The following is a 26393-nucleotide window of genomic DNA, read 5'->3' on the forward strand; positions in this document are numbered from 1 at the left end:
CGATGTTTGAATCTTCATTCAACCCGAAGAGCCCGCAGGCCCTGCAGCGGCGCGAAGCCATGCTCGCGCGCATCGCGCAGCTCCGCGCGCTGGAAGACCGCGCCGCGCAGGCCTCGGCCAAATCGAAGCCGGTGTTCGACAAGCGAGGCCAGTTGCTGCCGCGCGAGCGTGTGGCCTTGCTGCTCGATCCCGGCACACCCTATGTGCCGCTGTGCTCGCTGGCCGGTTTCCTGCAAGATACGAAAGACCCCGAAAAATCCGTGCCCGGTGGCGGCATCGTGGCAGGCATGGGCTTCATCTCGGGTGTGCGCTGCATGGTGGTGGCGAGCGATTCGGGCATCGAGGCCGGCGCCATCCAGCCGCGCGGGCTGGAAAAGATCCTGCGCGTGCAGGAGATCGCGCTGCAGAACAAGCTGCCCTTCGTGCACCTGGTGGAGAGCGCCGGCGCCAACCTCACGAAGTACAAGGTGGAAGGCTTCGTGCAGGGCGGCTCGCTGTTCCGCAACCTGGCGCGCCTCTCGGCCGCGGGCATCCCGGTCATCACCGTGCAGCATGGGTCAGGCACGGCGGGTGGCGCGTACATGCCGGGGCTGAGCGACGTGGTGATCATGGTGCGCGGGCGCTCACGCGCTTTCCTGGCCGGGCCACCGTTGTTGATGGCGGCCACCGGCGAGGTGGCGACCGAGGAAGAACTGGGCGGGGCGGAGATGCACACCGGGGTGTCGGGTTTGGGGGAGTACCTGGCGGAGGACGATCGGCAGGCGTTGGGGTTGGCTCGGAAGGTGCTCGAACAGTTGGCGCAGGGAGCCCCCACCCCGACCCTCCCCCAGGGGGGGAGGGAGTTTGAACCCGACGACCTCCTCGCCCTCATGCCCCCGCACCACCGCGAACCGGTCGACATGCGCGAAATCATGGCCCGCATCGTCGACGCTGCCGACCTGCTCGAATTCAAATCCCTCTACGGCGCCGCCACCCTTTGCGCGCAGGCCCGCATCGGCGGCCACGCGGTGGGCATCATCAGCAACAACGGCCCCATCGATGTGGCCGGTGCGAACAAGGCCACGCACTTCATCCAGTGGATGTGTCAGCTCGGCCATCCGATCATCTATCTGCAGAACACCACTGGCTACATGGTGGGCAAGGACAGCGAGCAGGGCGGCATGATCAAACACGGCAGCAAGATGATTCAGGCCGTGACCAACGCCACCGTACCGCAGATCACCATTCAGTGCGGCGCGTCTTTTGGTGCCGGCAACTACGGCATGTGCGGGCGCGGCTACGAGCCGCGTTTTCTCTTCAGCTGGCCGCAGGCGAAAACGGCGGTGATGGGCGGCGAGCAGGCGGCGCGCACCATGCAGATCGTGGCCGAGGCGGGCATGGCGCGCAAAGGCATCACGCCAGACCCGGCTCAGATGCAGGCGCAGTTCGACCAGATCGTGAACGTGTTCGAGACGCAAGCCGACGCGTTCTACACCAGCGGCCTCGTGCTCGACGACGGCGTGATCGACCCGCGCGACACGCGCGCCGTGCTCGCCTTCTGCCTCGACACGGTGGTCGAAGCCCACGCAAAAACCCTGCGACCCATGCAGTTCGGTGTCGCGCGCATGTAAATCACAAGGACGACAAGGAGACACCCATGCAGTTCACCCACGAACACCGCGAGATCCAGAAAACGCTCAAGCGTTTCATCGACGAGCAGATCAACCCGCATGTGGACGAATGGGAGGCCGCCGAGATTTTTCCTGCGCACGAGGTGTTCAAGGGGCTGGGCAAGCTCGGCTTGCTGGGCCTCACCAAACCCGAGGCGCAGGGCGGCGGCGGGCTCGACTATTCCTACGGCATGGCCATGGCCGAAACGCTGGGGCACATTCACTGCGGCGGCGTGCCCATGGCCATTGGTGTGCAGACCGACATGGCCACGCCCGCGCTGGCCCGCTTCGGCAGCGATGAACTTAAGCGCGACTTTCTGGCGCCCGCCATCGCTGGCGACATGGTGAGCTGCATCGGCGTCTCCGAACCCGGCGCTGGCAGCGACGTGGCTGGCATCAAGAGCGTGGCCCGCAAGGACGGTGACGACTACGTGATCAGCGGCCAGAAGATGTGGATCACCAACAGCCTGCAGGCCGACTGGATGTGCATGCTGGTGAACACCAGCGACGGTCCCGCGCACAAGAACAAGAGCCTGGTAATGGTGCCCATGCGCGAGGGCGGCAAGCTCGTGAAAGGCATCGAGGTCGCGCAGAAGATCCGCAAGATCGGCATGCACAGCAGCGACACCGGCCTGATCTATTTCGATGAAGTGCGCGTGCCGCAACGCTACCGAATCGGCCAGGAAGGCGCGGGCTTCATCTACCAGATGCAGCAGTTTCAGGAAGAGCGCCTGTGGTGCGCCGCCAGCACGCTGCAGAGTCTCACCAACTGCATCGAATGGACGGTGGAGTGGGCGCAGGAACGCAAGCTGTTTGGCGCCTCGTTGTCCGATCAGCAATGGGTGCAGTTCAAGCTGGCCGAGCTGAAGACCGAGGTGGAATCCCTGCGCGCACTCACCTACCAGGCCTGCGAGCACTACATTGCCGGGGAAGACGTGACCGAGTGGGCCACCATGGCCAAGCTCAAGGCCGGCCGTCTGAACCGCACCGTTCCCGACACCTGCCTGCAGTTCTGGGGCGGCATGGGCTTCACGCTGGAGAACAAGGTCTCGCGCATGTACCGCGATGGCCGGCTCGCATCCATCGGCGGCGGGGCGGACGAAGTCATGCTGGGCATCCTTTCAAAAATCATGGGCATCGCGAAGAGACCCGTCAAATGAACAACGTCTTTCAGATCGATCGCGATGGCGGCATGGAGCGCTGGACGCTCAACGACCCCGACACCCGCAACGCGCTCAGCGACGCCATGGTGCTCGGCCTGTACGAGGCCACGCTGCGCGCGCAGAAAGATACCTCGCTGCGGATCGTGGTGCTTACCGGTGCGCCCGGCGCCTTCAGTGCTGGTGGCAGCCTGGGGAGTTTTGCCAGCGCCATTGGCCAGCCGCTGGCACCGGGCGAGGCCGACCCGGTGATCCCCATGAGCCGCCGCTTCGGCGATGTGCTGCATGCGCTCTGCGCGCTGCCGCAGATGCTGGTGTGCGCTGTAGACGGCGCGGCCATGGGCGGTGGCTTTGGTTTGTTGTGCTGCGCCGACCACGTCATCGCTACCCAGCGTTCGGTGTTTGCGACGCCGGAAGTGACGCTCGGCCTGCCACCTGCGCAGATCGCGCCCTTTGTTTGGCAGCGCCTGGGCGACGCGCGTGCGCGCCAGTGTCTGCTGCAGGGGCGCAGCTACCGCGGCGCCGAGGCCGAGGCGTTCGGCCTGGTTGATGAACTGGTGGCCGACAACGCGCTCGAATCTGCGCTGCGCCACCGCCTGACGGAGATGCTGCGAACCGCGCCCGGCGCCATGGCCTGCTCCAAACGGTTGTTGCAGTTGCTGCGCGATGAGGTCGCCGACCTGCGCGACGAAGCGGCCATCGCGTTTGCCGATGCCCTGCGTGGCCCTGAAGCGGCGGCCGGCATCGCTGCGTTTGCCAGGAAGCAGCCCGCGCCGTGGGTGGGTGGGGGCGAGAACAAGTGAAGCGCCTGCTGATCGCCAACCGGGGTGAGATCGCCCGCCGCGTAATCCGCACCGCGCACGCCATGGGCATTGAAACCGTGGCGGTGTATTCGGAGCCCGATGCGGCGGCGCTGCATGTGCGCGAGGCCACCACCGCGTTCGCACTCGGCGGCGCCCGCTCGGCCGATTCCTACCTGCGCGTGAGCCGCCTGCTGCAAGCCGCGCGCGCCACCGGCGCCGATGCTGTGCACCCGGGCTACGGCTTTCTCAGCGAGAACGCGGATTTTGCGCAAGCCGTGATCGACGCCGGTCTCATTTGGGTCGGGCCGCCGCCAGCGGCCATCCGCGCCCTCGGCAGCAAGTCGGCCGCGAAGGCGCTGGCACACCTCCAGGGCGTGCCCTGCCTGCCCGGTTACTTCGGCAGCGACCAGCAAGAAAGCACCTTCATCGCTGAGGCCGAGCGCGTCGGCTTTCCGCTGATGGTGAAGGCGGTGGCTGGTGGTGGTGGGCGCGGCATGCGGCTGGTGACCGACGCATCGCAATTGCCGGCTGCGCTGCAGGGCGCGCGCTCCGAAGCGCTGGCGGGTTTTGCCAATGGCGACCTGCTGATCGAGCGCGCGCTGCTGCGTCCCCGGCATGTGGAGGTGCAGGTGTTTGCCGATGCGCACGGGCACTGCATTCATCTGGGCGAGCGCGATTGTTCGGTGCAGCGCCGGCACCAGAAGATCGTGGAAGAGTCGCCCAGCCCGGCGGTGTCGCCGGAGTTGCGCGAAGAATTGGGCCGCTGCGCGGTGGCACTGGCGCAGGCGGCGGGGTATGTGGGCGCGGGGACGGTGGAGTTTCTGCTGGAGGGCAATGCGTTCTACCTCATGGAGATGAACACGCGCCTGCAGGTCGAACACCCCGTCACCGAAGCGCTCACGGGGCTCGACCTGGTCGAGTGGCAGCTTCGCATCGCGCGCGGTGAAGCCCTTCCCCTCACACAAGACCAGGTGCAGCTCAACGGCCACGCCATCGAAGTGCGCCTGTGCGCCGAAGACGTGCACTACACGCCCCACACCGGCCGCGTGCTGCACTTCGTCGAACCCGTCCTGAGCAAAGGTCTGCGTTTCGACCATGCCCTGGAAGCCGGCTGCGAAGTCACCCCGCATTACGACGCCATGCTCGGCAAGCTCATCGCCCATGCACCCACCCGCGCAGAGGCCAGCGAACGCCTGGCCCACGCGCTGGACGACCTGCAGTTGCTCGGCCTGCCCACCAACCGCGCGTTCCTCGCCGCCTGCCTGCGGCACCCGGTGTTCAAAGCCGGCGATGCGTTGATTCCCTTTCTGGCCGAACACGGCGACAGCATCCGCGAAACCCTGCAGCCACCGGCCGAAGCGGTGCTGGCCGCCGTGCTGGCGGCTGCGTTTCACCAGCGCCCCCCGGCGCAGGCCCTGCCGTGCCCGTTTGCGCGCTCGCTGCGCTGGCAGCACGGCGAGCAGGTGGTGGAGCCCGTGGTGCGCGAAACCGGCCACGGCGATTTGAGCGTGGCGCTGGGCGAACGCAGTGCGCAGGCCAGCTTGAACACCGACCGCGTGGTCATCGACGGCATGGCGTGGCCCGTGGCCGCTGCGGCACTGGGCAACGGCCGATGGCAAGTGCAGGCCGGCGCACACACACTCGAACTCACCGACCTCAGCCTCGCACCCCGCGAACGCGCCGGTGGCGCCAGCGCCGCGCGCGAACTGCGCGCCCCGTTCAACGGCAAGCTCATCGCCGTGCACGCCGAGGCGGGCGTGATCATCGCCAAGGGCGCGCCGCTGCTGGTGATCGAATCCATGAAGCTCGAGCACACCCTGGCCGCCCCGCGAGACCTCACCGTCGAAGGCATCTCGGTGACGGCAGGCCAGCAGGTGGCGCCGGGTCAACTTCTGGTGACGTTCTCCGCATGAACACGGCAGAAGACCGCGCCGCGCTCGTCGACACGGTGAAGCGCTTCGCCACGCAAGCCATTGCCCCGCACGTGACCGCGTGGGACGAAGCCGGCGAGTTTCCGCGCGCCCTGCACCAGCAGGCCGCCGAGCTCGGCCTTCTCGGCCTGGGCTACCCCGAGCACCTGGGCGGCACGCCGGCGCCCTGGCGCGCGCGCAATGCCTTGTCTCAAACCCTCGCGCGCTTTGGTGGCAGCGGCGGCGTAATGGCCAGCCTCTTCACCCACAACATCGGTCTGCCGCCCATCTTGAAACACGGCACGCCCGAGCTGCAGGCCGAGGTGATTCCGCCCGTGCTGCGCGGTGAGCAGATTGCCGCACTCGGCATCACCGAACCCGGTGGGGGCTCCGATGTGGCCGCGCTGCGCACCACCGCGCGGCTCGATGGCGACCACTATGTGATCGACGGCGAGAAAGTGTTCATCACCTCCGGCATGCGCTGCGACTGGATCACGCTCGCCGTGCGAACGGATCTGCAAAGCAAAGGCGCCAGCGGCATCAGCATGGTGGTGGTGCCCTGCAGCGCACCCGGCATATCCCGCAGCCGGCTGGAGAAGATGGGCTGGCACTGCTCCGACACCGCGCACCTGCGCTTCGACGGCGTGCGCGTGCCGGCGCGCTACCTGCTGGGCGAAGAGGGCGCAGGCTTTCGCATGGTCATGACCAACTTCAACGGCGAACGGCTGGCCATGTCTGCCATGGCGCTGGGCTTTGCCGAGGCGTGTTTTGATGAAGCCCTGGCCTGGGCGCGCCAGCGCAGCACCTTCGGCGCGCCCCTCATCGAACGTCAGGTGATCCGCCACAAACTCATGGACATGCAGATGCGCATCCACTCCACCCAGGCCTGGCTCGATGCGCTGGGCGACCGAGTGGACGCTGGGGATGATGGCAACGTTCCATCGCCGGGCCGCCCCAAGGTGGAACAGCCCCCCTGGGGGGCAGCGACCCATGCGGAGCAGGGGAGCGTGGGGGCACACAGTGATTGGGTCGCGCAAGTGTGCCTGCTCAAGAACCACGCCACCCAGACCATGCAGTTCTGCGCCGACGCTGCGGTGCAGATCCTCGGCGCCATGGGCTTCATGCGCGGCACCGTGAGCGAGCGCGTGTACCGAGAAGTGAAGGTGATGATGATCGGCGGCGGCGCCGAGGAAATCATGAAGGAACTCGCCGCACGACAATCGGGCCTATGAGCAAGACCACCACCACCATCCCCGCCAAACCGGTTGAATTTGAACCCGAGTTCCTCGCGGCTCTCACGCAGATGTTCGAGGAAAGAATCGTCTTCAACCACGTGCTCGGCTTGAAGATCACCAGAATCCGCCCCGAGATGGTCACCGCCCGCATCGACATGAAGCCCGAGCTGATGGGCAGCTTCGTGCACAACCGCCTGCACGGCGGTGTGGTCAGCGCCGGGCTCGACGCCATGGCCGGCCTCGCCTGCATGGCCGCCATCGGCGCCCGCCACATGGACGAAGCCCCCCTGCAACGCCTGCACCGCTTCGCCAAGCTCGGCACCATCGACCTGCGCGTGGACTACCTGCGCCCCGCCATCGGCGACCACTTTGAACTGCGGGCGGAAGTGATGCGCCTTGGCTCGCGTGTGGCCAGCACCCGCATGGAGTTTCTGGGGGCGGATGGGAAGTTGTTGTCTACCGGGGCGGGCGCTTACATCGTGTCTTGATGGGTCACAAACATGCAACCACCAAATATGTTCCCTTCATCGCTGAGTTCGTGGGTCCCTGCGCTTGCGCTCTGTCTTCTCGCCCACGCTCCGCATGCCCAGGCACAGTCCTACAGGGAGTCCATGAGCGCGATGGCGGCGCAGGAGTTCTATGGCGACGTCCAGCGGCGAATCAGCGCTTCCACGCACGATGGCCCTACCTACTACCTGCGTGGAAACTACACGCTCACGCCGGAGCAGGAGCGTTACCTGGAAGAACGGCGCCAGAACGACGAGAAGCTCAACGAGCTCCGCAAAGACCCCGTGCTCATGCGCTATGTCAATGGCCACTGGCAGCACTACCAGGCCAGGGCGTCGGCCCAGCCTGGCGAGTTCTGCGCCGCAACGTACACCAACCTGCACGGCTCCATCACCCTGAACGGGGTCGACAAGTCGTGGGAGGGCGGCCTGCTGACGTTCATTGGCAAGAACATCCCCAAGCCGAACCAGTTTCGTGAGATCACGGCCACCCTCACGCAGTCGGGTGACGCGCCCGCCACCGTGAGGATCTTCAACGCCCAGGCAAGCCCAGCCATGCATGGCCACGGAACGCTCATCTTTGCGGTTCCGAGCATGAAGGCCGCGCTGGCCGGCATGTCGGAGAAGCAAGATTTCGTCATCACCATCGAAGGGCAGGAGGTGTTCCGGATGGGGTGGAAAGAAGGCAAGTCTGCCCGTGACAACTTGCAGAAGTGCATGCGTCAGAGCTGACAAGCCTCAAGCGCGTCCTCCGTTGCTAGCGATCAACCCGCCTTGTCCTTCGGCGGCTCCGGCGCCGCATCGAACAAATCCACCGGCGGCACCTTCAGCAGCGCCTGCGCCTCCGCCACCGTGCCCGCCAGCCACTGTCCCACGTCACCCCGCTCGATTGGGATCACGCTGCGCTTGTCCTGCAAATCGGGCGGCAGCGGCTGGCGCGTGGCCGGGTCCACCTCGGGCTTGTGCATGCGGCCCATGAGCGGGTGGCCGTTGGCGTGCAGCGTGAGCATGGTGTAGCTCTCGTGCGCCTCGCCCGAGCGGCGGTCCACCCAGCGGTGCCACAGCCCCGCCAGACCCCAGGGCTCGCCATCGGCCCGCTGGAAGCGCCACCACACATTGCGGCCCGTCTCCCAGTTGGGCTCGTAGAACGCCGTGGCCGGAATGATGCAGCGCTGCCCCCGCGCCCACGCATCCCGAAAACTCGCCTTGCTCGCCATCTCTTCCGAGCGCGCGTTGTAGGTGGCGAACTTCACATCCGGCGACACCGCAAACGGCGGAATCAACCCCCAGCGCCCCGCCACCAGCTCCAGAGAGAACCCCTCCACATCACCGCGCGAGCGCCGCAGAAAAGGACCCGTCTGCCGAGGAAACAACTCCACCCCGAACACCTGCCGCAACCAGGTCTCGCTGTTGTCGCGGCCGATGTGCCAGCCGCGCTCGATGGCGGCTTGTTCGGGGGAGATGTAGCGGGTGCACATGGGGGCGGCGGTGCCTAGTGAGCGCGAAACACCACGCTTCGATGGAATTCCATGAACGGCTGGTGTTGGGCATGCAGGGACACGCGCATGTCGGCGGAAATGCCCAGCTTCTCGGGCTCCGTGAGCTGTGGAGACAGCGTGATTGGCCCGGCAGGGGAGAACGTGATCAGCCCCGAGTCAAACGCCTTGTCCAGGTTCGGCGTGAGCAACAAGCCGTTAAACCCTTCGAGCCGTTCCTTGCTGTTGCAGTCGCGCCAAGGCTTGATGTGCGACGCCACCAAGAGGTTCGTGTCTTTGAAGCCTGTGACCGCACAAACCTTCCAGTGCGCCAGTACCCTTTGCCGGAACACGCCTTGGCCAATGCGCGACTTCACCAAGTTCAAGCGTTCCGTCGCGTCCAATCCCGGGTCGCTCAAGATTTGGTCGATGTCCTCTTCCACATCGCCGCTGTGGCCGTCGGCCAAGTACTTGGCGAACTGCGCCAAGGCGGCGCTGTACATCTGCTTGCCGGTCTCGTTTCGCTGCAGAAAGTTCGGCAACCGCTGAATCCCCACCGTCACAGCCTTCAGGGCCGCCTCGCTCCGCAGCGCAGTGAGCGGGCCGTCGGTCAGCTTGGCTTCCATTGCCCAGGCTGACAGCGGCCCTTTGATGGTCCCCGCGTAGTTGGAGATCGACTTGTCGCTCAGGCCGCGAAGGCGCATCCAGTCTTCAAACGTCATGACGCGCCACTCCCTGGCCGTTGTGTTGGCCTTAAGGATACCGTCAGGGGGTATGGGGTATCGTGGCTTTTCGCAAGCCGCTTCCTGGGGAAAAACCGAATACCCGTCGCTATACTGCGCCGGTCACGTCACAAAAAGGCGTGATCGGGCTTGGCAGCCCGATGCACCGCGGCAACGCAAGCCGCAGTTTTCTATCCGCAGAAGCCCTGCGGCTTGCCTGTTCGTGCCCCAGTTTTGGCGGCTCGATCAGGGAGCCGTGAGGCTCGCCGGTTCGTGCAAGCGGTGCCCGGTCTGCCAACCTGTTCGAGCCGCCGCCCTCGCTTCATCGCGAGGGCGGCGGTAGATGCAATCACCGCACTCGCAGGGAGGCTGACATGGCCAAGTTCAATCTTCGTGGCGCATTTGCTGGCGCCGACTCCAAGCCCATCAATCCCAGAATCGTCATCCTGGCCACAGAGGCAGCCGATCAGGCTTCGCTTCTGGCCGTGATGGTGAAGACGTACACGGCACTGGAGAGAATCGTGACGTACGACCAAGATTCACTGGAACGAGCGGCCACGCGAGAGGGTCTTGGCTCGTTGATTCGAGCGCTGAATGTGGAGATGGAGAGGCAGGTGGGGACGTTGGTCCACAGCACGAGTGCACTGCGTGACTTTGCGCTGAATGAGTGTGACGGATGGTGACGAAGATAAAAGGGCCTCACAGCCGGAACATTCAAGGCCCGTCCTTCCGGTCAATATGCAAAAACAAGGATTGACCTGCGCGGTCGATCTGCTGTATATCTACACAGTCTTCGTGGAGGGCGAATTGACGCGCAATGAAGATGTTTGCCTTAGCGCGTTGACAAGCAGAGGCTGGATACACAAACAACAATCACAGACCAACGAAGATGCAAACCTTTCGATTCATCGACCTGTTCGCCGGCCTCGGCGGGTTCCATCTGGCGCTGGACCGCCTCGGTGGCAAGTGTGTCTTCGCAGCCGAGTGGAAGGAGCACCTTCGCGACCTCTACAAGGAGAACTTCGGCCTGAGGCCGGAAGGCGACATCACGCTTGTCCATCCGCAGGATGTCCCGGATCATGACGTTCTGACTGCGGGCTTTCCATGCCAGCCATTTTCCAAGGCTGGCGAGCAGTTGGGCTTCGAGTGCACCGAGCAGGGCAATCTGTTTTTCAATGTCGCCTCCATCCTCCAGGAGAAGAAGCCTACCTACTTCATCCTCGAGAACGTCCCCAATCTACTGAAGCATGACGAAGGCCGTACGTGGGAGGAAATCCAGAAGATTCTCACCGAGCAACTTGGGTATCACGTGCGAGCCGAGCGCTTCTCACCACACAACTTCGGCATTCCGCAAATTCGTGAACGCGTCTACATCGTGGGCTCCCTACTGCCGTTGGATGCATTCGCTTGGCCTAAGACCAGCGACGCCGACACTAACATCGATACGGTGCTCGACGATAAGCCCGCCGACGCGAAGAAGCTGTCTGCCCAAGTAAATGAGTGCCTAGAGGTCTGGGCCGAGTTCCTGAATGCCGTCCCGTCCACTGTAGAACTTCCGTCGTTTCCGCTCTGGTCCATGGAGTGGGGCGCTACCTACCCGTACGAAGAGACCACACCCCACGAGCTACAAAGGCAATACGGATACGACGGACTGAAGGGCTTCAAGGGGAGCCACGGGGCAAAGATGGGGTACCTGAAGACTTTCGAAGAGCGGTGGGCGGCGCTTCCTAGTCATGCTCGAACGCCACAGGCAAAGTTCCCAAAGTGGAAGCAGGACTTCATCCGGCAGAACCGCCAGTTTTATGAAGACAACAAGACTTGGATTGACCCTTGGCTGCCAAAAATTCTGAAGTTCCCGTCAAGCCTCAAGAAGTTCGAGTGGAACATCAAAGGCGGTAAGAGAAACATCTGGGATTACGTCATTCAGTTCCGAGCTTCTGGCGTTCGTGTCAAGCGCCGCACTACCGCTCCCAGCTTGATTGCGATGACGGACACTCAGGTCCCCATCATTGGCTGGCAGCGGCGCTACATGACCCCTCACGAGTGCGCGCGCCTCCAGAGCCTCGACGGGCTCAAGAAGCTCCCTGATAGCCCCACGAAGGCGTTCGCTGCCCTTGGCAATGCTGTGAATTCGAAGGTGGTGGAAATGGTGGCCAAAGCACTGCTCGGCACTCACACACCGGCCGAGGTAAAGCGTAAGCGCAAAGAACTCGAGGAGGCCTAATGCCCGCAGCAGGCGACCTGGGACCTATCGAAATCCGGCCTGAAGTAACGATGCTGTCGGTGCTTCGGCACCTGAACTACAAGCCATGGTTCGCAATCGCGGAGTTCATCGACAACGCGGTGCAGAGCTACGTTAGCAACCGAGATGCGCTTGTTGCCTTGCACGGCCCCGACTACAAACTTAAGGTAGATGTCCGTTTGGACACCTCAGGCCCAGGCAGCATTGTCGTTACCGACAATGCTGCCGGCATCTCCGCGGCCGACTTCCCACGTGCCTTCCGAGCTGCACAGGTCCCTACCGACCGGAGTGGCTTGTCCGAGTTCGGAATGGGCATGAAGAGCGCGGCGTGTTGGTTCGCGCAGACGTGGAGCGTGCGCACGAAGGCGATCGGGGAGCCGGTAGAACGCACCATTGCCTTCGACATACGGCACATCGTTGACAACTGCATCGAAAGCTTGGACACGATTGTTCGAGAGGAGTTGTCACCTGCGCCGTACACCGTCGTGACGCTGCGTGGCCTGCACCACGTTCCGCAAGGCCGAACCGTCGGCAAGATGAAGGAGCACTTGGCGAGTATTTATCGGATGTTCTTGCGCGACGACCGGCTTGAGTTGACCTTCAACACGGAGCCATTGGCGTACACATCTGCGTCGGTCCTTACGGCCGTTCCGTACTCGTCGCCAGGCGCGCCGATTCCAGATACCGAGCCGGTCGAATGGACGAAGTCGATAAACCTGGACTTTGGCAAGGGGCAGCGAGTCACAGGTTTTGCTGCGCTCAGAGAGGTCGGCTCGACGCCGTACGCTGGCTTCGCACTATTTCGACGTGACCGCCTCATCGAGGGCAGTTACGACGAAACCTACCGGCCCAGCTTCATCTTCAAGCAGACCAACAGCTACCAATACCAGCGCATATTCGGTGAGTTGCACGTTGAAGGCTTCGAAGTCAGCCATACAAAGGATGGCTTTCGCTGGGAAGAGTACGAAGACATCTTCCTGGAGTACCTCAAAGCCGCTCTCGAAGCAGAGCCGCTAGACCTGATTGCGCAGGCTGAGAACTATCGGGCGCTGCCGTCCCGCAAGACCATTGGGGCTCGAGCCGCCGCTGCGACTGAGACGGTCGCCAAGCACCTCTCGGATGACGTCGCTCCTCTACTGGTCGACGCGCGCAAGCATCCTGCGGCCCCTGAGTCGCTGCCACCGGCGTTGGCGGATGTCGACCTCAAGGCCTCGGAGCGCACGGTAACGCTTGACGATGGAACGTACAAGTGGATCGTTACGCTCAGAACGTCTATCGACCCTGCACGCGAGGATTGGGTCTCCGTCTCCAAGGATGATGTCGTAGTAGGAGATGAGGACAGAGTGCGACGCCTCGGTATCGACCTTTCCCTGGCGCATCCATTCTCAGCCGAGTTCCTTGGGGCAAACAACGAGAACGTGGAGTTGTTTTTGCGCGTCGCCACAGCAGTGAGCATCTCGTTAGTGCTCTCCGAGGACCTTTCGGGAAACCCACCCGAGAGTGTCCTATACCACTTCAACTACCTGCTGAGGGGTACGCTGGCCCGTGCCCCAATGACGAATGGCAACCACAATCCAAATACTGAAAACCGTGAAGCCTCCCCTGCTGTGGGAGCCTAAGCCCAAGGACTTCACCAACGCCTTCCTCGAAAGCAAGGCGGCGGAACCGAACGGTCCGAATATCAATGAGCTGACGTCCGGACCCAAGTCAGTACTGCACGAGTCCTTGTGCATCCTTGGCCGCTGCTTGCCTCCCACTGAACCTGCCGGCCGCGAGACTGGCCTGGTAGTGGGGTATGTTCAAAGCGGCAAGACAATGTCGTTCGAGACCGTCATCGCTCTGGCTCGGGACAATGGCTATGGGCTTGTCATTGTGTTGGCAGGCACGAAGAATACGCTCCGAAGCCAGTCCGAGGACCGCTTGAAGAAGGACCTCGGTCTGGTGAATGGCAGCGACCATTGGCACCACTTCTCCAATCCAACCAAAAAGCTGCGCTCGAAAATCGAAGGCCGGATTGATGACTGGAGCAAGAAGCATTCGCGCAAGTCGCTGCTAGTCACGGTCCTCAAGCATGGCGGGAACCTCGACAAGCTCACCGAGGTACTTGGCTCCGTAAACCTCACCGAAGTGCCTACGCTCATCGTGGATGATGAGAGCGACCAGGCGAGCCTCAATACGAACGCCAGCAGAATTCGTACGAACCGGGTGCCGGCAACGGCAATGAGCACGACCTACGAGCGCATCCTCGGTTTGCGCGACGTGCTGCCGCATCACTCGTACCTTCAGTACACGGCAACACCTCAGGCCAATCTGCTTTTGGCCCAGACAGATCTTCTCAATCCTTCGTTCTCCGAGCTCGTAACGCCGGGCGACGCCTATACGGGGGGCTATGCCTTCTTCAAGGGAGCTGCGGGCTTGACGGTGGACATACCTCCCGGCGATGTACCGACCGCGCAGACTCCGCTGAAGAGCCCACCGAAAAGTCTTCTGAGTGCGCTCCGATGTTTCTTGCTTGTTGCGGCTCAGCACGCGTTGACGCGTGACCGAAAGAGCCTCAAGCCGAAGGACCGGAACCGTTCGATGATGGTTCATCCTGCTGCGGCTACAGCATCACACAAGGTCTACAAAGGCTGGGTGGAGAGGGCGTACCGAAGCCTGAAGAAGATGATTGGCGACGAGCACACGACGAAGCCGGCAGCCGTAGCGGCCATCTTCCAATCGGAGTACGCCTCGCTCTCCAAGACCCACCCGGGCATCAAGCCACTGGGGGACCTCATCGAGGCAATGGTCGAGGATGTCTTCACAGATCTCGACCATGCGGAGGTCAACAGCACTCCCGAGGCCAATGAAGTCGATTGGACAGCCACGCGCTACTGGATTCTCATCGGCGGTGCCAATCTTGACCGCGGTTACACCGTGGAAGGACTCTGTATTACGTATATGCCCCGTGCGCTCGGTGGCTCACCCGCTGCGGATACGTTGCAGCAGCGGGCGCGTTTCTTTGGCTACAAGAAGTCCTATCTCGGTCTGTGCCGGGTGTTCTTGCAAGCGGGTGTACGGCAGGCATTCACCGAGTACATCGAGCACGAGGACTTCATCCGCGAGGCCCTCGAGAAGCATCGAGGGAAACCCCTGCGGGACTGGCGGCGGGACTTCATCCTGACCCAGATGCTTAGGCCCACACGACTCAACGTTATCGGCCTCGGCACTCGTCGAGTGCTCGTCGACGAGTGGATGGTTCCGAGGGTCCTTCATCGAGATGCCGCGGCGGTTGCGGTCAATCACAAGCTGTTGGATGATGTTGAAAATCACTGGAGCGCAGGCTTCACACGCGTTAACGCGGCGACGATTCCGCAACTAGCGCCTGCTAAGGGGCAGTCTCCCAATGACCTCATCGAAGCCGTCCCGCTGAAAACAGTGCTCGACGATTTTCTACTGAAGGTCGAGGTGAAGGACCCCGGCGATGCCGAGGAACACGGTGCAATGCTTGTAGCGCTTGGCAGTCTGCTGGCCAAGGACCCATCACTGAAGGTTGATGTGTACCTGATGAACAACCTTAAAGCGGGCTACAGAAGTCGTGTTGGTACTGGAAGTCTCGCCGCCAGCCATCCTTGGGCACCCATCAACCAATACTTCAGCGCGAGCGCGAACTCAGTCAACGACAAGAGCTTCTTCACCCCAGACCGCCTTTCGTTACAGCTGCGGCGGTTCAATCTTGGTCACCACCTCAACCGGGCTGACTTGGCCGATATCCGAAATGTCGCCTGGTACGCGCTGCGTGTGCCCAAGCGCTTCGGTAAAGACTTGCTGGTAGAAGCGCGCGGCTGATGGACTTGTACGACGAGTTTCAGGCGCTGGTATCCGCCACATCCTCTACCGAGTTCGCGGCGGTACCGGTCGGCGCGCGCCAGAATGACTTCTTGGCAAAGAGTGCCGACGGTGCGCCCATCTTTCTCGTCAGCGACTCCAGCGCCGCCGCATACACGCCCGGGACTACTCTGAAACACCTGAGCGTCCAGTTTCACCTGACCTGCCGAGTGCAATCTGCAGCGGGCCCCGTTGACGGGCAGTTCGCGCTCATCGCGTGCGACGCGGAAGTTCCAGAACTGTACGAACTTTTCGTCAGGTGTGTGGGAGCCGCGATCAATCAGCTCCCAGACGCTGCGAAGACTCCGGACATCGAATCGAGTGTGAGGTCGTTGCTGAACCTTTTTCGCGCAATGAACGCTCCGGGTGGGCGCGAGATTGCCGGTCTTTGGGCAGAACTCTTCGTCATCGTCCAATCCGTCAACGTTTCGGCCGCAGTTCGGGCGTGGCACGCGAACACATTCGAGCGATTCGACTTCTCATGGCCTGGTGGCGTACTTGAAGTGAAGGCCACGCAGAGTGGGGCGCGTGTTCACGAGTTTTCGCTCGAACAACTGGTCGTTCCGTCAGCGGGTCTTGGGCTGGTCGCCTCGCTGCTTCTCCAACCTCAGACGAACGGCGTTGGTGTTATGGATTTGGCGAGCAAGGTTGACGCGGCTCTTCACGATGAAGGCGACCTTCGACAACGTCTTTGGTCGAACATCGCGACTTCACTTGGAAGCGAATTCAGCGAGAAGTTGGATCGGCGCTACGACCTGAGCTTCGCGGAGCGCCAAGTGGCAATGTTCAACATGGCTGACGTCCCAGCGCCGGAGCGGCCGATTGATCCCCGTGTCACCTCCCTCCGATTTCGTTCCGACCTGACAACAGTGACTTCAACTGTTGCCGAATCAGGGCTCAAAGCCCTATCGTGCCTCTTCCGGGCTACCTGAAGCCGTCGCTTGCGAGGGATGGCGCCTGACTTGTCTGGACTTGATCAGAGGCGCAAGGCTACGCGAAGCGCGCCGCCAGCAGTGGCCGGCGTCAACTGCACTTCGATCAGCGGAAATTCATGGCAGCGGCCGACCGCACTGCCGAATGACTGCAAGGTGTGGGTCAGCGTAAGCACGGCGGCCAAGGTCGGCAGCCGCTGCAGATCAGGCCTTTGGCTGCACGCGTAAACACCCCGCGCATTCCTTTTCGCATCCATTGCTTATCATGAAGGTAAGTCTCTGTTACCGGGCGTCCCTTGCCATACTGCCAGTGTCGTAGCGCGACCACATCGCAATCGCCGTCCTAGTGATGAAGGCGCCAACTTCTTTCCAAGCTCCTCTAGTTAGTGCGTCCATCCATGCAGTCCGCCCCTCACGATCCGGCCAACCCCCCCGCCGCGCGCCCATCCCCCTGGCCGCGCCGCGCGCTCTGGGTCGCCCTGCTCCTGGGCACCGGTTTCGCCGCCTGGTGGTTCCTCCTGCGCCCACCCGCGCCACCCCCAGCCACGCGCGGCCCTTGGGACATTCCCATCCCCGTGCGGGTGGAAACGGCGCTGGTGGAAGACTTCACCGTGCAGGCCCGCGCCGTGGGCACGGTGGCGCCGTACAACACAGTCACGGTGCGCAGCCGAGTGGCGGGGCAACTGGCGCGTGTGCTGGTGCGCGAGGGGCAGAAGGTGACGCGCGGGCAGTTGCTGGCCGAGATCGATCCCGAGCCTTTGCGGGTGGCGCTCTCGCAGGCGCAGGGGCAGCAGCAGCAGAACCAGGCGCAGCTTCGCAATGCAGAGAGCGAGCTGGCGCGGTACGACATGCTGTTCAAGCGCGACGCGGTGGCGCGCCAGGTGCTGGACAGGCAGGCCGCGCTGGTGCAGCAACTGCGCGGCACGCTCAAGAGTGACCAGGCGCAGGTGGACAACGCGCAGTTGCAGCTGTCTTACACGCGCATCGTGGCGCCCATTGCCGGGCGCGTGGGCCTGCGCCGGGTGGATGCGGGCAACCTGATTTCGGCGAACGACGCCAGTGGTTTGTTCACCTTGACGCAAACTCAGCCGGTGTCGGTGATCTTCAGCGTGCCCGAGCCGCTGGTGGCCGATGTGCGCGCGGCGCACGATGGAAGCAAAACGCCGCCGCAGGCCGAAGCGTGGGATAGGGACAACCGCGCGCGCCTGGCGCTGGGCCGGCTGGACACGCTGGACAACCAGATCGACGCGGCCACCGCCACGCTGCGGCTCAAGGCGCGCTTCGAGAATGCGGACGACGCGCTGTTTCCCAACCAGTTCGTGAACGTGCGGCTTTCGCTGCGGCAGTTGCCCGGGGCCATCACCATTCCCACCGATGCCGTGCAGCACGGTTCGCGCGGGAGCTATGTGTATGTGATCACCGATGGCCATGCGAAGGTGCGCACCCTCACGCTCGGCCCGGCGAGCGGCGGGCGTACGGTGGTGACCAAGGGCCTGGCCGCCGGTGAGCCGGTGGTGCTGGAGGGCCTGGACCGGCTGGAAGACGGCCGCGCGGTGAACATCGTGCAGCAGGCGGCGCAGGTGCCGGCTGCTTCGCCGCTGGCTCCGGACGCGAAGTGAAGACCCTTCGACAAGCTCAGGGCGAACGGATGGGTGGGGACTGACATGTCCATCTCCCGCCCCTTCATCCTGCGGCCGGTCGCCACCTCGCTGTTGATGCTGGCGATGCTGATTGCGGGCTTGCTGGCGTGGCGGCAGTTGCCGGTGTCGGCTTTGCCGCAGGTGGACTACCCCGTCATTCAGGTGTTCACCTTCCAGCCCGGCGCCAGCCCGGACGTGACCGCGCGCACCGTCACCGCGCCGCTGGAGCGGCGGCTGGGGCAGATTCCGGGGCTGGTGCAGATGTCGTCCACCAGCTCGGGCGGGGCTTCGGTGATCACCATGAAGTTCGCGCTGGAGGTGAACCTGGGTGTGGCCGAGCAGGATGTGCAGGCCGCGCTGCAAAGCGCCAACAGCCTGCTGCCCTCCGACCTGCCCGCGCCGCCGATCTACCGCAAGGTGAACCCGGCGGACTCGCCCATCCTCACGCTGGCCATCGGCTCTGAAACGCTGCCGCTGCCGCGCGTGGTGGATCTGGTGGACACGCGCATGGCGGGCCAGCTCTCGCGCCTGCAGGGCGTGGGGCTGGTGAGCCTGGCGGGCGGGCAGCGCCCGGCCATTCGCGTGCAGGCCAACAGCCGCGCGCTCGCCGCCAACGGGCTCACGCTGGAAGAACTGCGCACAGCCATTGCCGCCGCGAACAACAACCAGCCCAAAGGCAGTTTTGACGGCGCGCTGCGCAGCACCATGCTGGACGCCAACGACCAGCTGCGCTCCGCCGCCGAATACCAGCGGCTCATCGTGGCCTGGCGCAATGGCGCGCCCCTGCGCCTGGCCGATGTGGCGCAGGTGGAAGAGGGCGCGGAAGACCGGTTCCTCGCCGCCTGGGCCGGCATGGCCTGCGCCGAAGGGCAGACCGAGGGCTGTGGCCTCGCGCCGGCGGTGCTGCTGAACATTCAGCGCCAGCCGGGCGCCAACGTGATCGCCGTGGCCGACCAGGTGCGCACGCTGCTGCCGCAGCTCACGGCCACGCTGCCGGCCACGGTGAAGGTGCAGGTGGTGTCGGACCGCACCGAGAGCATCCGCGCTTCGGTGCGAGACGTGCAGAAAGAGCTGCTGTTCGCCATTGCGCTGGTGGTGCTGGTCACCTTCGTGTTTCTGCGCACGCTGCCGGCCACGCTCATTCCCAGCGTGGCGGTGCCGCTCTCGCTCATCGGCACCTTCGCGGCCATGTATTTGCTGGGGTATTCGCTGAACAACCTGAGCCTGATGGCGCTGACCATCGCCACCGGTTTCGTGGTGGACGACGCCATCGTCATGCTGGAAAACATTGCCCGCCACCGCGAGGAAGGCGCCGCGCCGATGGAGGCCGCGCTCAAGGGCGCGAGCGAGATCGGCTTCACGCTCATCTCGCTCACGGTCTCGCTGGTGGCGGTGCTGATTCCGCTGCTGTTCATGGCCGACGTGGTGGGCCGCCTGTTCCACGAATTCGCGGTCACGCTGGCGGTGGCCATCGGCATCTCGCTGGTGGTGTCGCTCACGCTCACGCCCATGATGGCCGCGCGCATGCTGCCCCGGCCGGCCACGCACGGCGCGCAGCGCGATTGGTTGAGCGGCACCATCGAGCGCTACGGCCGCGGGCTCAACTGGGTGCTGGCGCGCCAGCCGCTGGCGCTGCTGGTACTCGCCGCCACGCTGCTGCTGACCGCACTGCTCTATATATATGTACCGAAGGGATTTTTCCCGGTGCAGGACGCGGGCGCCATCCAGGTGGTGACCGAAGCGCCGCAGAGCGTGTCGTTCGGCGCCATGGCCGAAAGACAGCAGGCGCTGGCCGAAGCGTTGCTGAAAGAGGCGCCGGTGCACAGCGTGTCGTCGTTCATTGGTGTGGACGGCAGCAACGCCACGCTCAACAGCGGGCGCATGCTGCTCACGCTGGCGCCGCACGCCAACCGCTCGGTGTCGGCCAGCGAGCTCATTGAACGCCTGCGCGAACGCGCGCGCGGCATCTCGGGCATTCAGGCCTGGTTCCAGCCGGTGCAGGAGCTGGGCATGGAAGACCGCATCAGCCGCACGCAATACCAGTTCACGCTCAGCTCGCCCGACCGCAACGTGCTGGCCGAATGGACCGGCCGCATGCAGCAGGCGCTGGCTGAGCGTCCCGAGCTCGCCGACGTGGCGAGCAACCTGCAGCGCGAAGGCCTGCAGGCGTTTCTGGAGATCGACCGCGACGCCGCCGCGCGCCTGGGCCTGCGCATGAGCGACATTGCCTCGGCCTTGCAGAGCGCCTTTGGCCAGCGGCAGGTGAGCACGCTGTTCACGCACGCCAGCCAGTACCGCGTGGTGCTGGAAACGGACGACGCGAAGCAGGGCGGGCTGCAGGCATTGGAGGGCGTGTTCGTGAAGCCCGCCACCGGTGGCGCCACGGCGGTGCCGGTGCCGCTTTCGGCTGTGGCGCGCGCGGTGGAGCGGCGCGCGCCGCTGGCCATCGACCACCAAGGCCAGTTCCCGGCCGTCACGCTGTCGTTCAACCTTGCGCCCGGCCATTCGCTGGGCGAAGCGGTGGCGGCCATTGAAGAAGTGCAGGCGCAGGTGGCGCTGCCGGCGTCGGTGGAGCTGGCCTTTCAGGGCGCGGCGGAGGGCTTCCGCAACTCGCTGGCCAACACGCTGTGGCTGGTGCTGGCGGCGGTGGTGGTGATGTACCTGGTGCTGGGCATGCTGTACGAAAGCGCGGTGCACCCGCTCACCATTCTGTCCACGCTGCCATCGGCCACGGTGGGCGCGCTGGCCGCGCTGCTGCTGGCCGGGCGCCCGCTCGATCTCATCGCCATCATCGGCATCGTGCTGCTGATTGGCCTGGTGAAGAAGAACGGCATCATGATGGTGGACTTCGCGCTCGACGCGCAGCGCCGACTGGGCCTGTCGCCGCGCGAGGCCATCCACCGCGCCGCGCTGCTGCGCTTCCGCCCCATCCTCATGACCACACTCGCCGCGCTGTTCGGCGCCGTGCCGCTCATGCTGGCCAGCGGCTCGGGGGCAGAGCTGCGCCAGCCGCTGGGCATCGTCATGGTGGGTGGGCTCATCGTCAGCCAGGTGTTGACGCTGTTCACCACGCCGGTGGTGTACCTGGCGTTTGATCGGTTGACGCGGCGGCGCAAGGCAGTGGCGGCTTCATGAACGCGCTGGCCCGCTTCTTCATCCGCCGCCCGGTGGCCAGCTGCATGCTCGCCATCAGCATCGTGCTTGCCGGTCTGCTCGCCCTGCGCATGCTCCCCGTGGCACCGCTGCCGCGGGTGGATTTTCCGGTGATTCAGGTGCGTGCCAGCCTGCCCGGCGCCAGCCCCGAGAGCATGGCGTCCACCGTGGCCGCGCCGCTCGAACGCGCGCTGGGCAGCATCGCCGGGGTGATCAGCATCCGGTCCAGCAGCAACCAGGGCAGCACCAACGTGACGCTGAACTTCGACCTCGATCGAGACATCGACGAGGCCGCGCGCGAGGTGCAGGCCGCCATCAACGCCTCGCGCGGGCAGCTGCCCTCGGGCATGACGGGCAACCCCACCTTCGTGAAGATCAACCCGTCGCAGGCGCCCATCATGGCGCTCGCACTCTCATCGCCCCGGCTGCCGCCTTCGGCGCTGTACGACAACGCCTCCACCGTGCTGGCGCAGAAGCTGGCGCAGATCGTGGGCGTGGGCGAGGTCTCGGTGGAGGGTTCTTCGCTGCCGGCGGTGCGGGTGCAGGCGCGGCCCGATGCGCTGGCGCACCAGGGCATGTCGCTCGACGACGTGCGCCGCGCCATTGCCGACGCCAACGCCTGGCGCCCGCTGGGCCAGGTGGAGCAGGGCGCACAGCGCTGGCAGATTGCGCTGCCCGCGCCGCTGCGCACGGCGGCCGACTTTGCGCCGCTGGTGGTGCGCAATCAAAACGGCGCGCTGGTGCGCCTGTCCGACGTGGCCGATGTCACCGACTCGGTGGAGAACCGCTTCACCAGCGGTTACCACAACGACCAGCCCGCCGTGCTGCTCATGATCAGCCGGCGCGCGGACGCCAACATCGTGCAGACCATCGACGCCATCCACGCGCAGTTGCCTCAGTTGCGCGCGCTGCTGCCGGCCGACGCGCAACTCAGCGCGGTGATCGACCGCTCGCCCGGCATCCGCGCCACGCTGCGCGAAGCGCGCTTCACGCTGGTGCTCTCGGGCGTGCTGGTGCTGCTGGTGGTGTGGGGGTTTCTGGGCAGCCTGCGCACCGCGCTCATTCCGGCGCTGGCCTTGCCGGTGGCGCTCATCGGCGCGTTCTCGGTGATGTGGTGGCAGGGCTTTTCGCTCAACAACCTCTCGCTCATGGCGCTCATCGTGGCCGCCGGCCTGGTGGTGGACGACGCCATCGTGGTGATGGAGAACATCCAGCGCCACATCGAGCGCGCGCGCGCCGCGCAGGCCGCTGCGGGGCAAAAGGAAGTGGGCCGGCGCACCGTGTGGCGCGCGGCCATGCAGGGCGCGGGCGAGGTGGGCTTCACGCTGCTGGCCATGAACCTCGCGCTCATCGTGGTGTTCCTCTCCATCCTGTTCATGGGGGGTGTGGTGGAGCGGCTGTTCCGCGAGTTCTCCATCACGCTGGTGGCGGCCATGCTGATCTCGCTGGCGGTGTCGGTCACGCTCACGCCCGCGCTGTGCGCCCACGGCCTGCCCGCCGGGCCGCGCACGCGAGCGCCCGGGCCGGTGGCACGCTTCATCGCCAGCCTGCTGGCCGATGTGCAGTCGGGCTACGCGCGCAGCCTCGGGTTTGCGTTGCGCCACGGCGTGTTCACTTTGCTGTTGCTGGCGGGCACGGTGGCGCTGAACGTGTGGCTGTATGTGGCCATCCCAAAAGGCATGCTGCCGCAGCAGGACACCGGGCAGCTCGGAGCCTTCGTGCGCGGTGACGACGGGTTTTCTTTCCAGGGCATGAAGCCCAAGTCCGATGCGTACCGGCGCATCCTCATGGCCGACCCGGCGGTGGCCGACGTGGCCGGCTCCAGCGGCGGTCGCCACGGCATCAGCAACTCGTGGTTTCGTGTGCGCCTGAAGCCACTGGCCGAACGCGGTGAGTCGGCGCAGGCGGTGGTGGCGCGGCTGCGTGCCACAGCGCCGCCCATGCCCGGCGGTGTGCTCTACATGTCGGTCGATCAGGACATTCGCCTCTCCAGCGGCGGCGGCGAAGGCGAATACCTGTTCGTGATGCGCTCCGATTCGCTGGCGGATCTGCGCGCATTCACCAAACCCGTGGGCGAGGCGCTGCGTGCGCTGCCCGAGCTGCGCGACGTGGACTTTGGCGCTGGCGAAGATGCGCAGCAGGTGGTGCTGGATGTGGACCGCGAAGCCGCTCGCCGCCTGGGCGTGCGCATGGACACCGTGACCACCGCGCTGAACAACGCGTATTCGCAGCGGCAGGTGGCCACGCTGTACGACCCGCTGAACCAGTACCGTGTGGTGATGGAAGCCGACCCGCGCGGCAACAGCGAGCCCACGTCGCTGGAAAAGCTGGACCTGCAGAACGACGCCGGCCAGCGCGTGCCGCTCTCGGCCATTGCCACCTGGAGCTACGGCCTCACGCGCGACCGCGTGCAGCACGACGCGCAGTTCGCCTCGGCCGGCATCAGCTACGCGCTGGCGCCGGGCGTGAGCCTGCAGCAGGCGCAACAAGCGATCGACCGCGCGGTGGGCGGCCTGCTGCTGCCCACCAGCATTTCCACCGGTGAGCGCAGCGGCGACCCGAGCAGCCTGCGTGCCACGCTCAAGCGCCAGCCATGGTTGCTGCTGGCGGTGCTGGTCACGGTCTACCTCGTGCTCGGCATGCTCTACGAGAGCCTGCTGCACCCGATCACCATCCTCTCCACGTTGCCTTCGGCTGGCGTGGGTGCCTTGCTGGCCCTGCGCATTTCAGACACCGAGTTCAGCCTGATCGCGCTGCTTGGCCTGTTCCTGCTGATCGGCGTGGTGATGAAGAACGCGATTCTGATGATCGACTTCGCGCTGGCCGCGCAGCGCACGCGCGGGCTGGCGCCGCAGGAGGCGATTCACGAAGCCGCGCTGCGCCGGCTGCGCCCCATCTTGATGACCAACCTGGCCGCGCTGCTGGGCGCGGTGCCGCTGGCGCTGGGCCTGGGCGAAGGCGCCGAACTTCGGCGACCGCTCGGCATCGCCATCATCGGCGGGCTGGCCGTGAGCCAGCTGCTCACGCTGTACACCACGCCGGTGGTTTATCTTGCACTGGAGCGCCTGCGCCGCCGTGTGTGGCGCGTCCGGCGTGAAGATCCTCCGGTCGTCCGACCTGCCTGAACCCATGCCGCCATTGCCGTTTCAATTCCGCCGCATCGCGCTCGCCACGGGGGTGCTGCTGCTCGCCGCCTGCGCCACCGTCGACGAACACCGCTCGCCCGAGATCGCGTTGCCACCGGCGTTCGTGTACGCCACCATGCCGTCGAACGCGGCAACGATTAAGGCGGACTGGTGGCGCGTGTACGGCGACGCGGAGCTGAACCGCTTGCTGCAACGCGTGGGCGAGTCGAATGCCGAACTGGCCCAGGCCGAGGCACGCTGGCGGCAGGCCATGGCGCAGGTGGATGCCGCGCGTGCGCTGGCGTTTCCGCAATTGGGTGTGGGCGCTTCCATCACCAGAAGCGGCGGCACTGCCAGCAGCACCTTGGGCGGCGGCACCGGCACGCGTCAGATCTACGCGACCGGCCTCGATCTGTCGTGGGCACCCGATGTGTGGGGCCGCGCCGCGCGCACGCGCGTGGCCGCCGAGGCGGATGCGGACGCGCTGGCCGCGCTGCGCGACGCCGCGCGGCTGGCCCTGCAACTCACCGCCGCGCAGGGCTACGTGCGCATGCGCGCGCTCGATGCCAATCTGGCGCTGCAGCTGCAGGCCGATGTGGCCTATGCGCGTTCGCTGCAGGTGACGCGCCTGCAGTACGAAGCCGGGCTGGTGGCGCGCGCCGATGTGATCCAGGCCGAGACACAACTGCAATCGCTGCGCACGCAGGCCTTCACGCTCCAGCGGCAGCGGGCGCTGGAAGCCAATGCGCTGGCGCTGCTGGCGGGTGCCACACCAGCCGAGGTCCCGCTGTTTCCTATCGACACCGCACTACCCGCCGTGCCGCCCGTGCCTACCGCCTTGCCCGGCGAGCTGCTGCGCCGGCGGCCCGATCTGGCGGCCGCCGAACGGCAGCTCGCTGCGGCGCACGCCCGGCTGGGCGTGGCACAAACGGCGTGGCTGCCCGACTTCACGCTCTCTGCCAGTGGCACGCTGCAGGCCAGCAACCTCGCGCGCTTGCTCGACGCGCCGGCGCGCGTGTGGTCGCTCGGGCCGCAGCTGGCGGCCACGTTGTTCGACGGCGGCGCGCGCCGCGCCAACGAAGTGGCGTTCAACGCCGCCTACGACGAACAGGCGGCGGCCTGGCGCGGTGGCGTGCTCGCGGCGGTGCGCGAAACCGAAGACGCGCTGGTGCGCGTGTCGACCTTGGCCGAGCAGGAGCAGCAACAACAGCGGCTGGTGGAACTGGCCAGCGAGAACGAGCGCGTGGTGGGCTTCCGCTACGAGGCCGGCGAAATCAGCTTTCTCGAAGTGGCCACGGCGCAGAACCTGGCCCTTTCGGCGCGCCGCGCGGCGATCGACGTGCGCGCGGAACGGCTGGCGGCCAGCATGGCGCTGGTGGCCGCACTCGGCGGCGGATGGCAGCCGCCCGCGCCGGTGCGCTGAGCGTTACCGCGCCGGCCGGCGCAGCGGCCGAACCCACCACCACGCCAGCGCCACCAGCAAGGCGAACCCCGTGTAAGCCGCCACGAAGACCCACCACGGTGCTTCCCAGTACAGAAGGCGAGAGAGCCAGTGCTCGATGAAGCTCTCGCCATAGCTGCCTTGTCCCGCGATGCGCCGCAAGTCCTGCTCCCACACCGTGAGCGGACACAGTTGCCCCAGCCAGGCCTGCCCGGCAATGAAGACCATCAAGCCCAGGTGCGTGAGCCGCAACCCGAAACGCCGCACCCAGCGCCAACCCAGAGCGCCGCCCAGCAACACCAGCGGCAACAGCCCGACCACGAAGACGACGATGCCCACGTGCAGGGCCAGGATCGCGTCGGCCAGCAGGGTGGCGGTGGTGGGGGAGAGTGTCATGGAGGTCGTGTCGCAGAAAACCGATTCTGGCGACACGTTTGGCGCTTGTGTCACTGGCGGCGACAAGTATCTGCTCAAAAATGGCGAATATCCGATCAAAACTGTTAATATCCGCTCAATATGAGCAGATACTGAGC

General features: G+C 65.2%; 20 protein-coding genes. 16 read left to right on the forward strand and 4 right to left on the reverse strand.

Annotation, left to right across the window (positions count from 1 at the left end; translation table 11 throughout):
* Positions 1 to 2 precede the first annotated feature (2 nt).
* From CAP37_RS15870 to CAP37_RS15900, 7 genes are all read left to right on the forward strand, one after another.
* Positions 3 to 1610 (forward strand): acyl-CoA carboxylase subunit beta, encoded by a 1608-nt coding sequence (locus CAP37_RS15870; protein ID WP_086125202.1) that lies wholly within the window; start codon positions 3 to 5, stop codon positions 1608 to 1610.
* Positions 1611 to 1636: 26 nt separating this feature from the next.
* A complete protein-coding gene (locus CAP37_RS15875; protein WP_086125203.1) occupies positions 1637 to 2809 on the forward strand; it encodes an acyl-CoA dehydrogenase family protein in 1173 nt (390 codons plus the stop codon).
* Positions 2806 to 3612, forward strand: a complete 807-nt coding sequence (locus CAP37_RS15880) for an enoyl-CoA hydratase/isomerase family protein (protein WP_086125204.1) — start codon at positions 2806 to 2808, stop codon at positions 3610 to 3612. Before CAP37_RS15875 ends, CAP37_RS15880 begins: the two co-directional genes overlap by 4 nt.
* Positions 3609 to 5525 carry a biotin carboxylase N-terminal domain-containing protein gene (locus tag CAP37_RS15885; protein ID WP_086125205.1) on the forward strand — a complete coding sequence of 639 codons (1917 nt, stop codon included), beginning with the start codon at positions 3609 to 3611 and terminating at the stop codon, positions 5523 to 5525. The genes CAP37_RS15880 and CAP37_RS15885 overlap by 4 nt, the downstream gene beginning before the upstream one ends.
* On the forward strand, positions 5522 to 6754 hold the full coding sequence (locus CAP37_RS15890; protein WP_086125206.1) for an acyl-CoA dehydrogenase family protein: 1233 nt from the start codon (positions 5522 to 5524) through the stop codon (positions 6752 to 6754). Before CAP37_RS15885 ends, CAP37_RS15890 begins: the two co-directional genes overlap by 4 nt.
* Complete coding sequence (locus CAP37_RS15895) at positions 6751 to 7245, forward strand: thioesterase family protein (protein ID WP_086125207.1); 495 nt, start codon at positions 6751 to 6753, stop codon at positions 7243 to 7245. The genes CAP37_RS15890 and CAP37_RS15895 overlap by 4 nt, the downstream gene beginning before the upstream one ends.
* Positions 7246 to 7368: 123 nt before the next feature.
* Positions 7369 to 7995: a hypothetical protein gene (locus CAP37_RS15900; protein WP_143435959.1), complete on the forward strand. Its 627-nt coding sequence runs from the start codon at positions 7369 to 7371 to the stop codon at positions 7993 to 7995.
* Positions 7996 to 8027: 32 nt separating this feature from the next.
* On the opposite strand, the gene CAP37_RS15905 is transcribed toward CAP37_RS15900, so the two are convergent.
* Together CAP37_RS15905 and CAP37_RS15910 are read right to left on the reverse strand one after the other, a co-directional pair.
* Positions 8028 to 8741, reverse strand: coding sequence for an SOS response-associated peptidase (locus CAP37_RS15905; protein WP_086125209.1), 714 nt, complete (start codon positions 8739 to 8741; stop codon positions 8028 to 8030).
* 14 nt (positions 8742 to 8755) lie between these two features.
* Positions 8756 to 9460 (reverse strand): HNH endonuclease, encoded by a 705-nt coding sequence (locus tag CAP37_RS15910; protein ID WP_086125210.1) that lies wholly within the window; start codon positions 9458 to 9460, stop codon positions 8756 to 8758.
* A gap of 374 nt (positions 9461 to 9834) precedes the next feature.
* Here CAP37_RS15910 and CAP37_RS15915 point away from each other — a divergent pair, with 374 nt between their 5' ends.
* The 5 genes from CAP37_RS15915 to CAP37_RS15935 all read left to right on the forward strand — a co-directional run bounded on the left by CAP37_RS15915 (position 9835) and on the right by CAP37_RS15935 (position 16501).
* On the forward strand, positions 9835 to 10143 hold the full coding sequence (locus tag CAP37_RS15915) for a hypothetical protein (protein WP_086125211.1): 309 nt from the start codon (positions 9835 to 9837) through the stop codon (positions 10141 to 10143).
* A gap of 206 nt (positions 10144 to 10349) precedes the next feature.
* Positions 10350 to 11684 (forward strand): DNA cytosine methyltransferase, encoded by a 1335-nt coding sequence (locus CAP37_RS15920; RefSeq protein ID WP_086125212.1) that lies wholly within the window; start codon positions 10350 to 10352, stop codon positions 11682 to 11684.
* Positions 11684 to 13321: an ATP-binding protein gene (locus tag CAP37_RS15925; protein ID WP_086125213.1), complete on the forward strand. Its 1638-nt coding sequence runs from the start codon at positions 11684 to 11686 to the stop codon at positions 13319 to 13321. The genes CAP37_RS15920 and CAP37_RS15925 overlap by 1 nt, the downstream gene beginning before the upstream one ends.
* Positions 13293 to 15530: a Z1 domain-containing protein gene (locus tag CAP37_RS15930; protein WP_256927024.1), complete on the forward strand. Its 2238-nt coding sequence runs from the start codon at positions 13293 to 13295 to the stop codon at positions 15528 to 15530. The genes CAP37_RS15925 and CAP37_RS15930 overlap by 29 nt, the downstream gene beginning before the upstream one ends.
* Positions 15530 to 16501 carry a PD-(D/E)XK motif protein gene (locus CAP37_RS15935; protein ID WP_086125215.1) on the forward strand — a complete coding sequence of 324 codons (972 nt, stop codon included), beginning with the start codon at positions 15530 to 15532 and terminating at the stop codon, positions 16499 to 16501. Before CAP37_RS15930 ends, CAP37_RS15935 begins: the two co-directional genes overlap by 1 nt.
* Positions 16502 to 16545: 44 nt before the next feature.
* Here the strand turns inward: CAP37_RS15935 and CAP37_RS21835 are convergent, their stop codons facing one another.
* The gene (locus CAP37_RS21835; protein WP_218776871.1) at positions 16546 to 16686 is read right to left on the reverse strand and encodes a hypothetical protein; all 141 of its coding nucleotides are present in this window, start codon (positions 16684 to 16686) and stop codon (positions 16546 to 16548) included.
* Positions 16687 to 16899: 213 nt separating this feature from the next.
* On the opposite strand from CAP37_RS21835, the gene CAP37_RS15945 reads away from it, so the two are divergent.
* From CAP37_RS15945 to CAP37_RS15960, 4 genes are read left to right on the forward strand one after another with little or no spacing between them, the layout of a single operon-like run.
* A complete protein-coding gene (locus CAP37_RS15945) occupies positions 16900 to 18120 on the forward strand; it encodes an efflux RND transporter periplasmic adaptor subunit (RefSeq protein ID WP_086125217.1) in 1221 nt (406 codons plus the stop codon).
* Positions 18121 to 18165: 45 nt separating this feature from the next.
* The gene (locus tag CAP37_RS15950) at positions 18166 to 21276 is read left to right on the forward strand and encodes an efflux RND transporter permease subunit (RefSeq protein WP_086125218.1); all 3111 of its coding nucleotides are present in this window, start codon (positions 18166 to 18168) and stop codon (positions 21274 to 21276) included.
* A complete protein-coding gene (locus CAP37_RS15955) occupies positions 21273 to 24419 on the forward strand; it encodes an efflux RND transporter permease subunit (RefSeq protein ID WP_086125219.1) in 3147 nt (1048 codons plus the stop codon). Before CAP37_RS15950 ends, CAP37_RS15955 begins: the two co-directional genes overlap by 4 nt.
* A gap of 4 nt (positions 24420 to 24423) precedes the next feature.
* On the forward strand, positions 24424 to 25842 hold the full coding sequence (locus tag CAP37_RS15960; protein ID WP_086125563.1) for an efflux transporter outer membrane subunit: 1419 nt from the start codon (positions 24424 to 24426) through the stop codon (positions 25840 to 25842).
* A 3-nt stretch (positions 25843 to 25845) separates the two neighbouring features.
* On the opposite strand, the gene CAP37_RS15965 is transcribed toward CAP37_RS15960, so the two are convergent.
* The gene (locus CAP37_RS15965; protein WP_086125220.1) at positions 25846 to 26256 is read right to left on the reverse strand and encodes a DUF2784 domain-containing protein; all 411 of its coding nucleotides are present in this window, start codon (positions 26254 to 26256) and stop codon (positions 25846 to 25848) included.
* Positions 26257 to 26393: the final 137 nt, after the last annotated feature.

The sequence above is a fragment of the Hydrogenophaga sp. IBVHS1 genome (assembly GCF_002127265.1).
Taxonomy (GTDB): domain Bacteria; phylum Pseudomonadota; class Gammaproteobacteria; order Burkholderiales; family Burkholderiaceae_C; genus Hydrogenophaga.

What these genes read in the sequence shown, in the direction of transcription:
- CAP37_RS15870 (WP_086125202.1), top strand. Translation starts at nt 3, where the DNA reads ATGTTTGAATCTTCATTCAACCCGAAGAGCCCGCAGGCCCTGCAGCGG.
- CAP37_RS15875 (WP_086125203.1), top strand. Translation starts at nt 1,637, where the DNA reads ATGCAGTTCACCCACGAACACCGCGAGATCCAGAAAACGCTCAAGCGT.
- CAP37_RS15880 (WP_086125204.1), top strand. Translation starts at nt 2,806, where the DNA reads ATGAACAACGTCTTTCAGATCGATCGCGATGGCGGCATGGAGCGCTGG.
- CAP37_RS15890 (WP_086125206.1), top strand. Translation starts at nt 5,522, where the DNA reads ATGAACACGGCAGAAGACCGCGCCGCGCTCGTCGACACGGTGAAGCGC.
- CAP37_RS15895 (WP_086125207.1), top strand. Translation starts at nt 6,751, where the DNA reads ATGAGCAAGACCACCACCACCATCCCCGCCAAACCGGTTGAATTTGAA.
- CAP37_RS15900 (WP_143435959.1), top strand. Translation starts at nt 7,369, where the DNA reads ATGAGCGCGATGGCGGCGCAGGAGTTCTATGGCGACGTCCAGCGGCGA.
- CAP37_RS15905 (WP_086125209.1), bottom strand. Translation starts at nt 8,741, where the DNA reads ATGTGCACCCGCTACATCTCCCCCGAACAAGCCGCCATCGAGCGCGGC.
- CAP37_RS15910 (WP_086125210.1), bottom strand. Translation starts at nt 9,460, where the DNA reads ATGACGTTTGAAGACTGGATGCGCCTTCGCGGCCTGAGCGACAAGTCG.
- CAP37_RS15915 (WP_086125211.1), top strand. Translation starts at nt 9,835, where the DNA reads ATGGCCAAGTTCAATCTTCGTGGCGCATTTGCTGGCGCCGACTCCAAG.
- CAP37_RS15920 (WP_086125212.1), top strand. Translation starts at nt 10,350, where the DNA reads ATGCAAACCTTTCGATTCATCGACCTGTTCGCCGGCCTCGGCGGGTTC.
- CAP37_RS15925 (WP_086125213.1), top strand. Translation starts at nt 11,684, where the DNA reads ATGCCCGCAGCAGGCGACCTGGGACCTATCGAAATCCGGCCTGAAGTA.
- CAP37_RS15935 (WP_086125215.1), top strand. Translation starts at nt 15,530, where the DNA reads ATGGACTTGTACGACGAGTTTCAGGCGCTGGTATCCGCCACATCCTCT.
- CAP37_RS15945 (WP_086125217.1), top strand. Translation starts at nt 16,900, where the DNA reads ATGCAGTCCGCCCCTCACGATCCGGCCAACCCCCCCGCCGCGCGCCCA.
- CAP37_RS15950 (WP_086125218.1), top strand. Translation starts at nt 18,166, where the DNA reads ATGTCCATCTCCCGCCCCTTCATCCTGCGGCCGGTCGCCACCTCGCTG.
- CAP37_RS15955 (WP_086125219.1), top strand. Translation starts at nt 21,273, where the DNA reads ATGAACGCGCTGGCCCGCTTCTTCATCCGCCGCCCGGTGGCCAGCTGC.
- CAP37_RS15960 (WP_086125563.1), top strand. Translation starts at nt 24,424, where the DNA reads ATGCCGCCATTGCCGTTTCAATTCCGCCGCATCGCGCTCGCCACGGGG.
- CAP37_RS15965 (WP_086125220.1), bottom strand. Translation starts at nt 26,256, where the DNA reads ATGACACTCTCCCCCACCACCGCCACCCTGCTGGCCGACGCGATCCTG.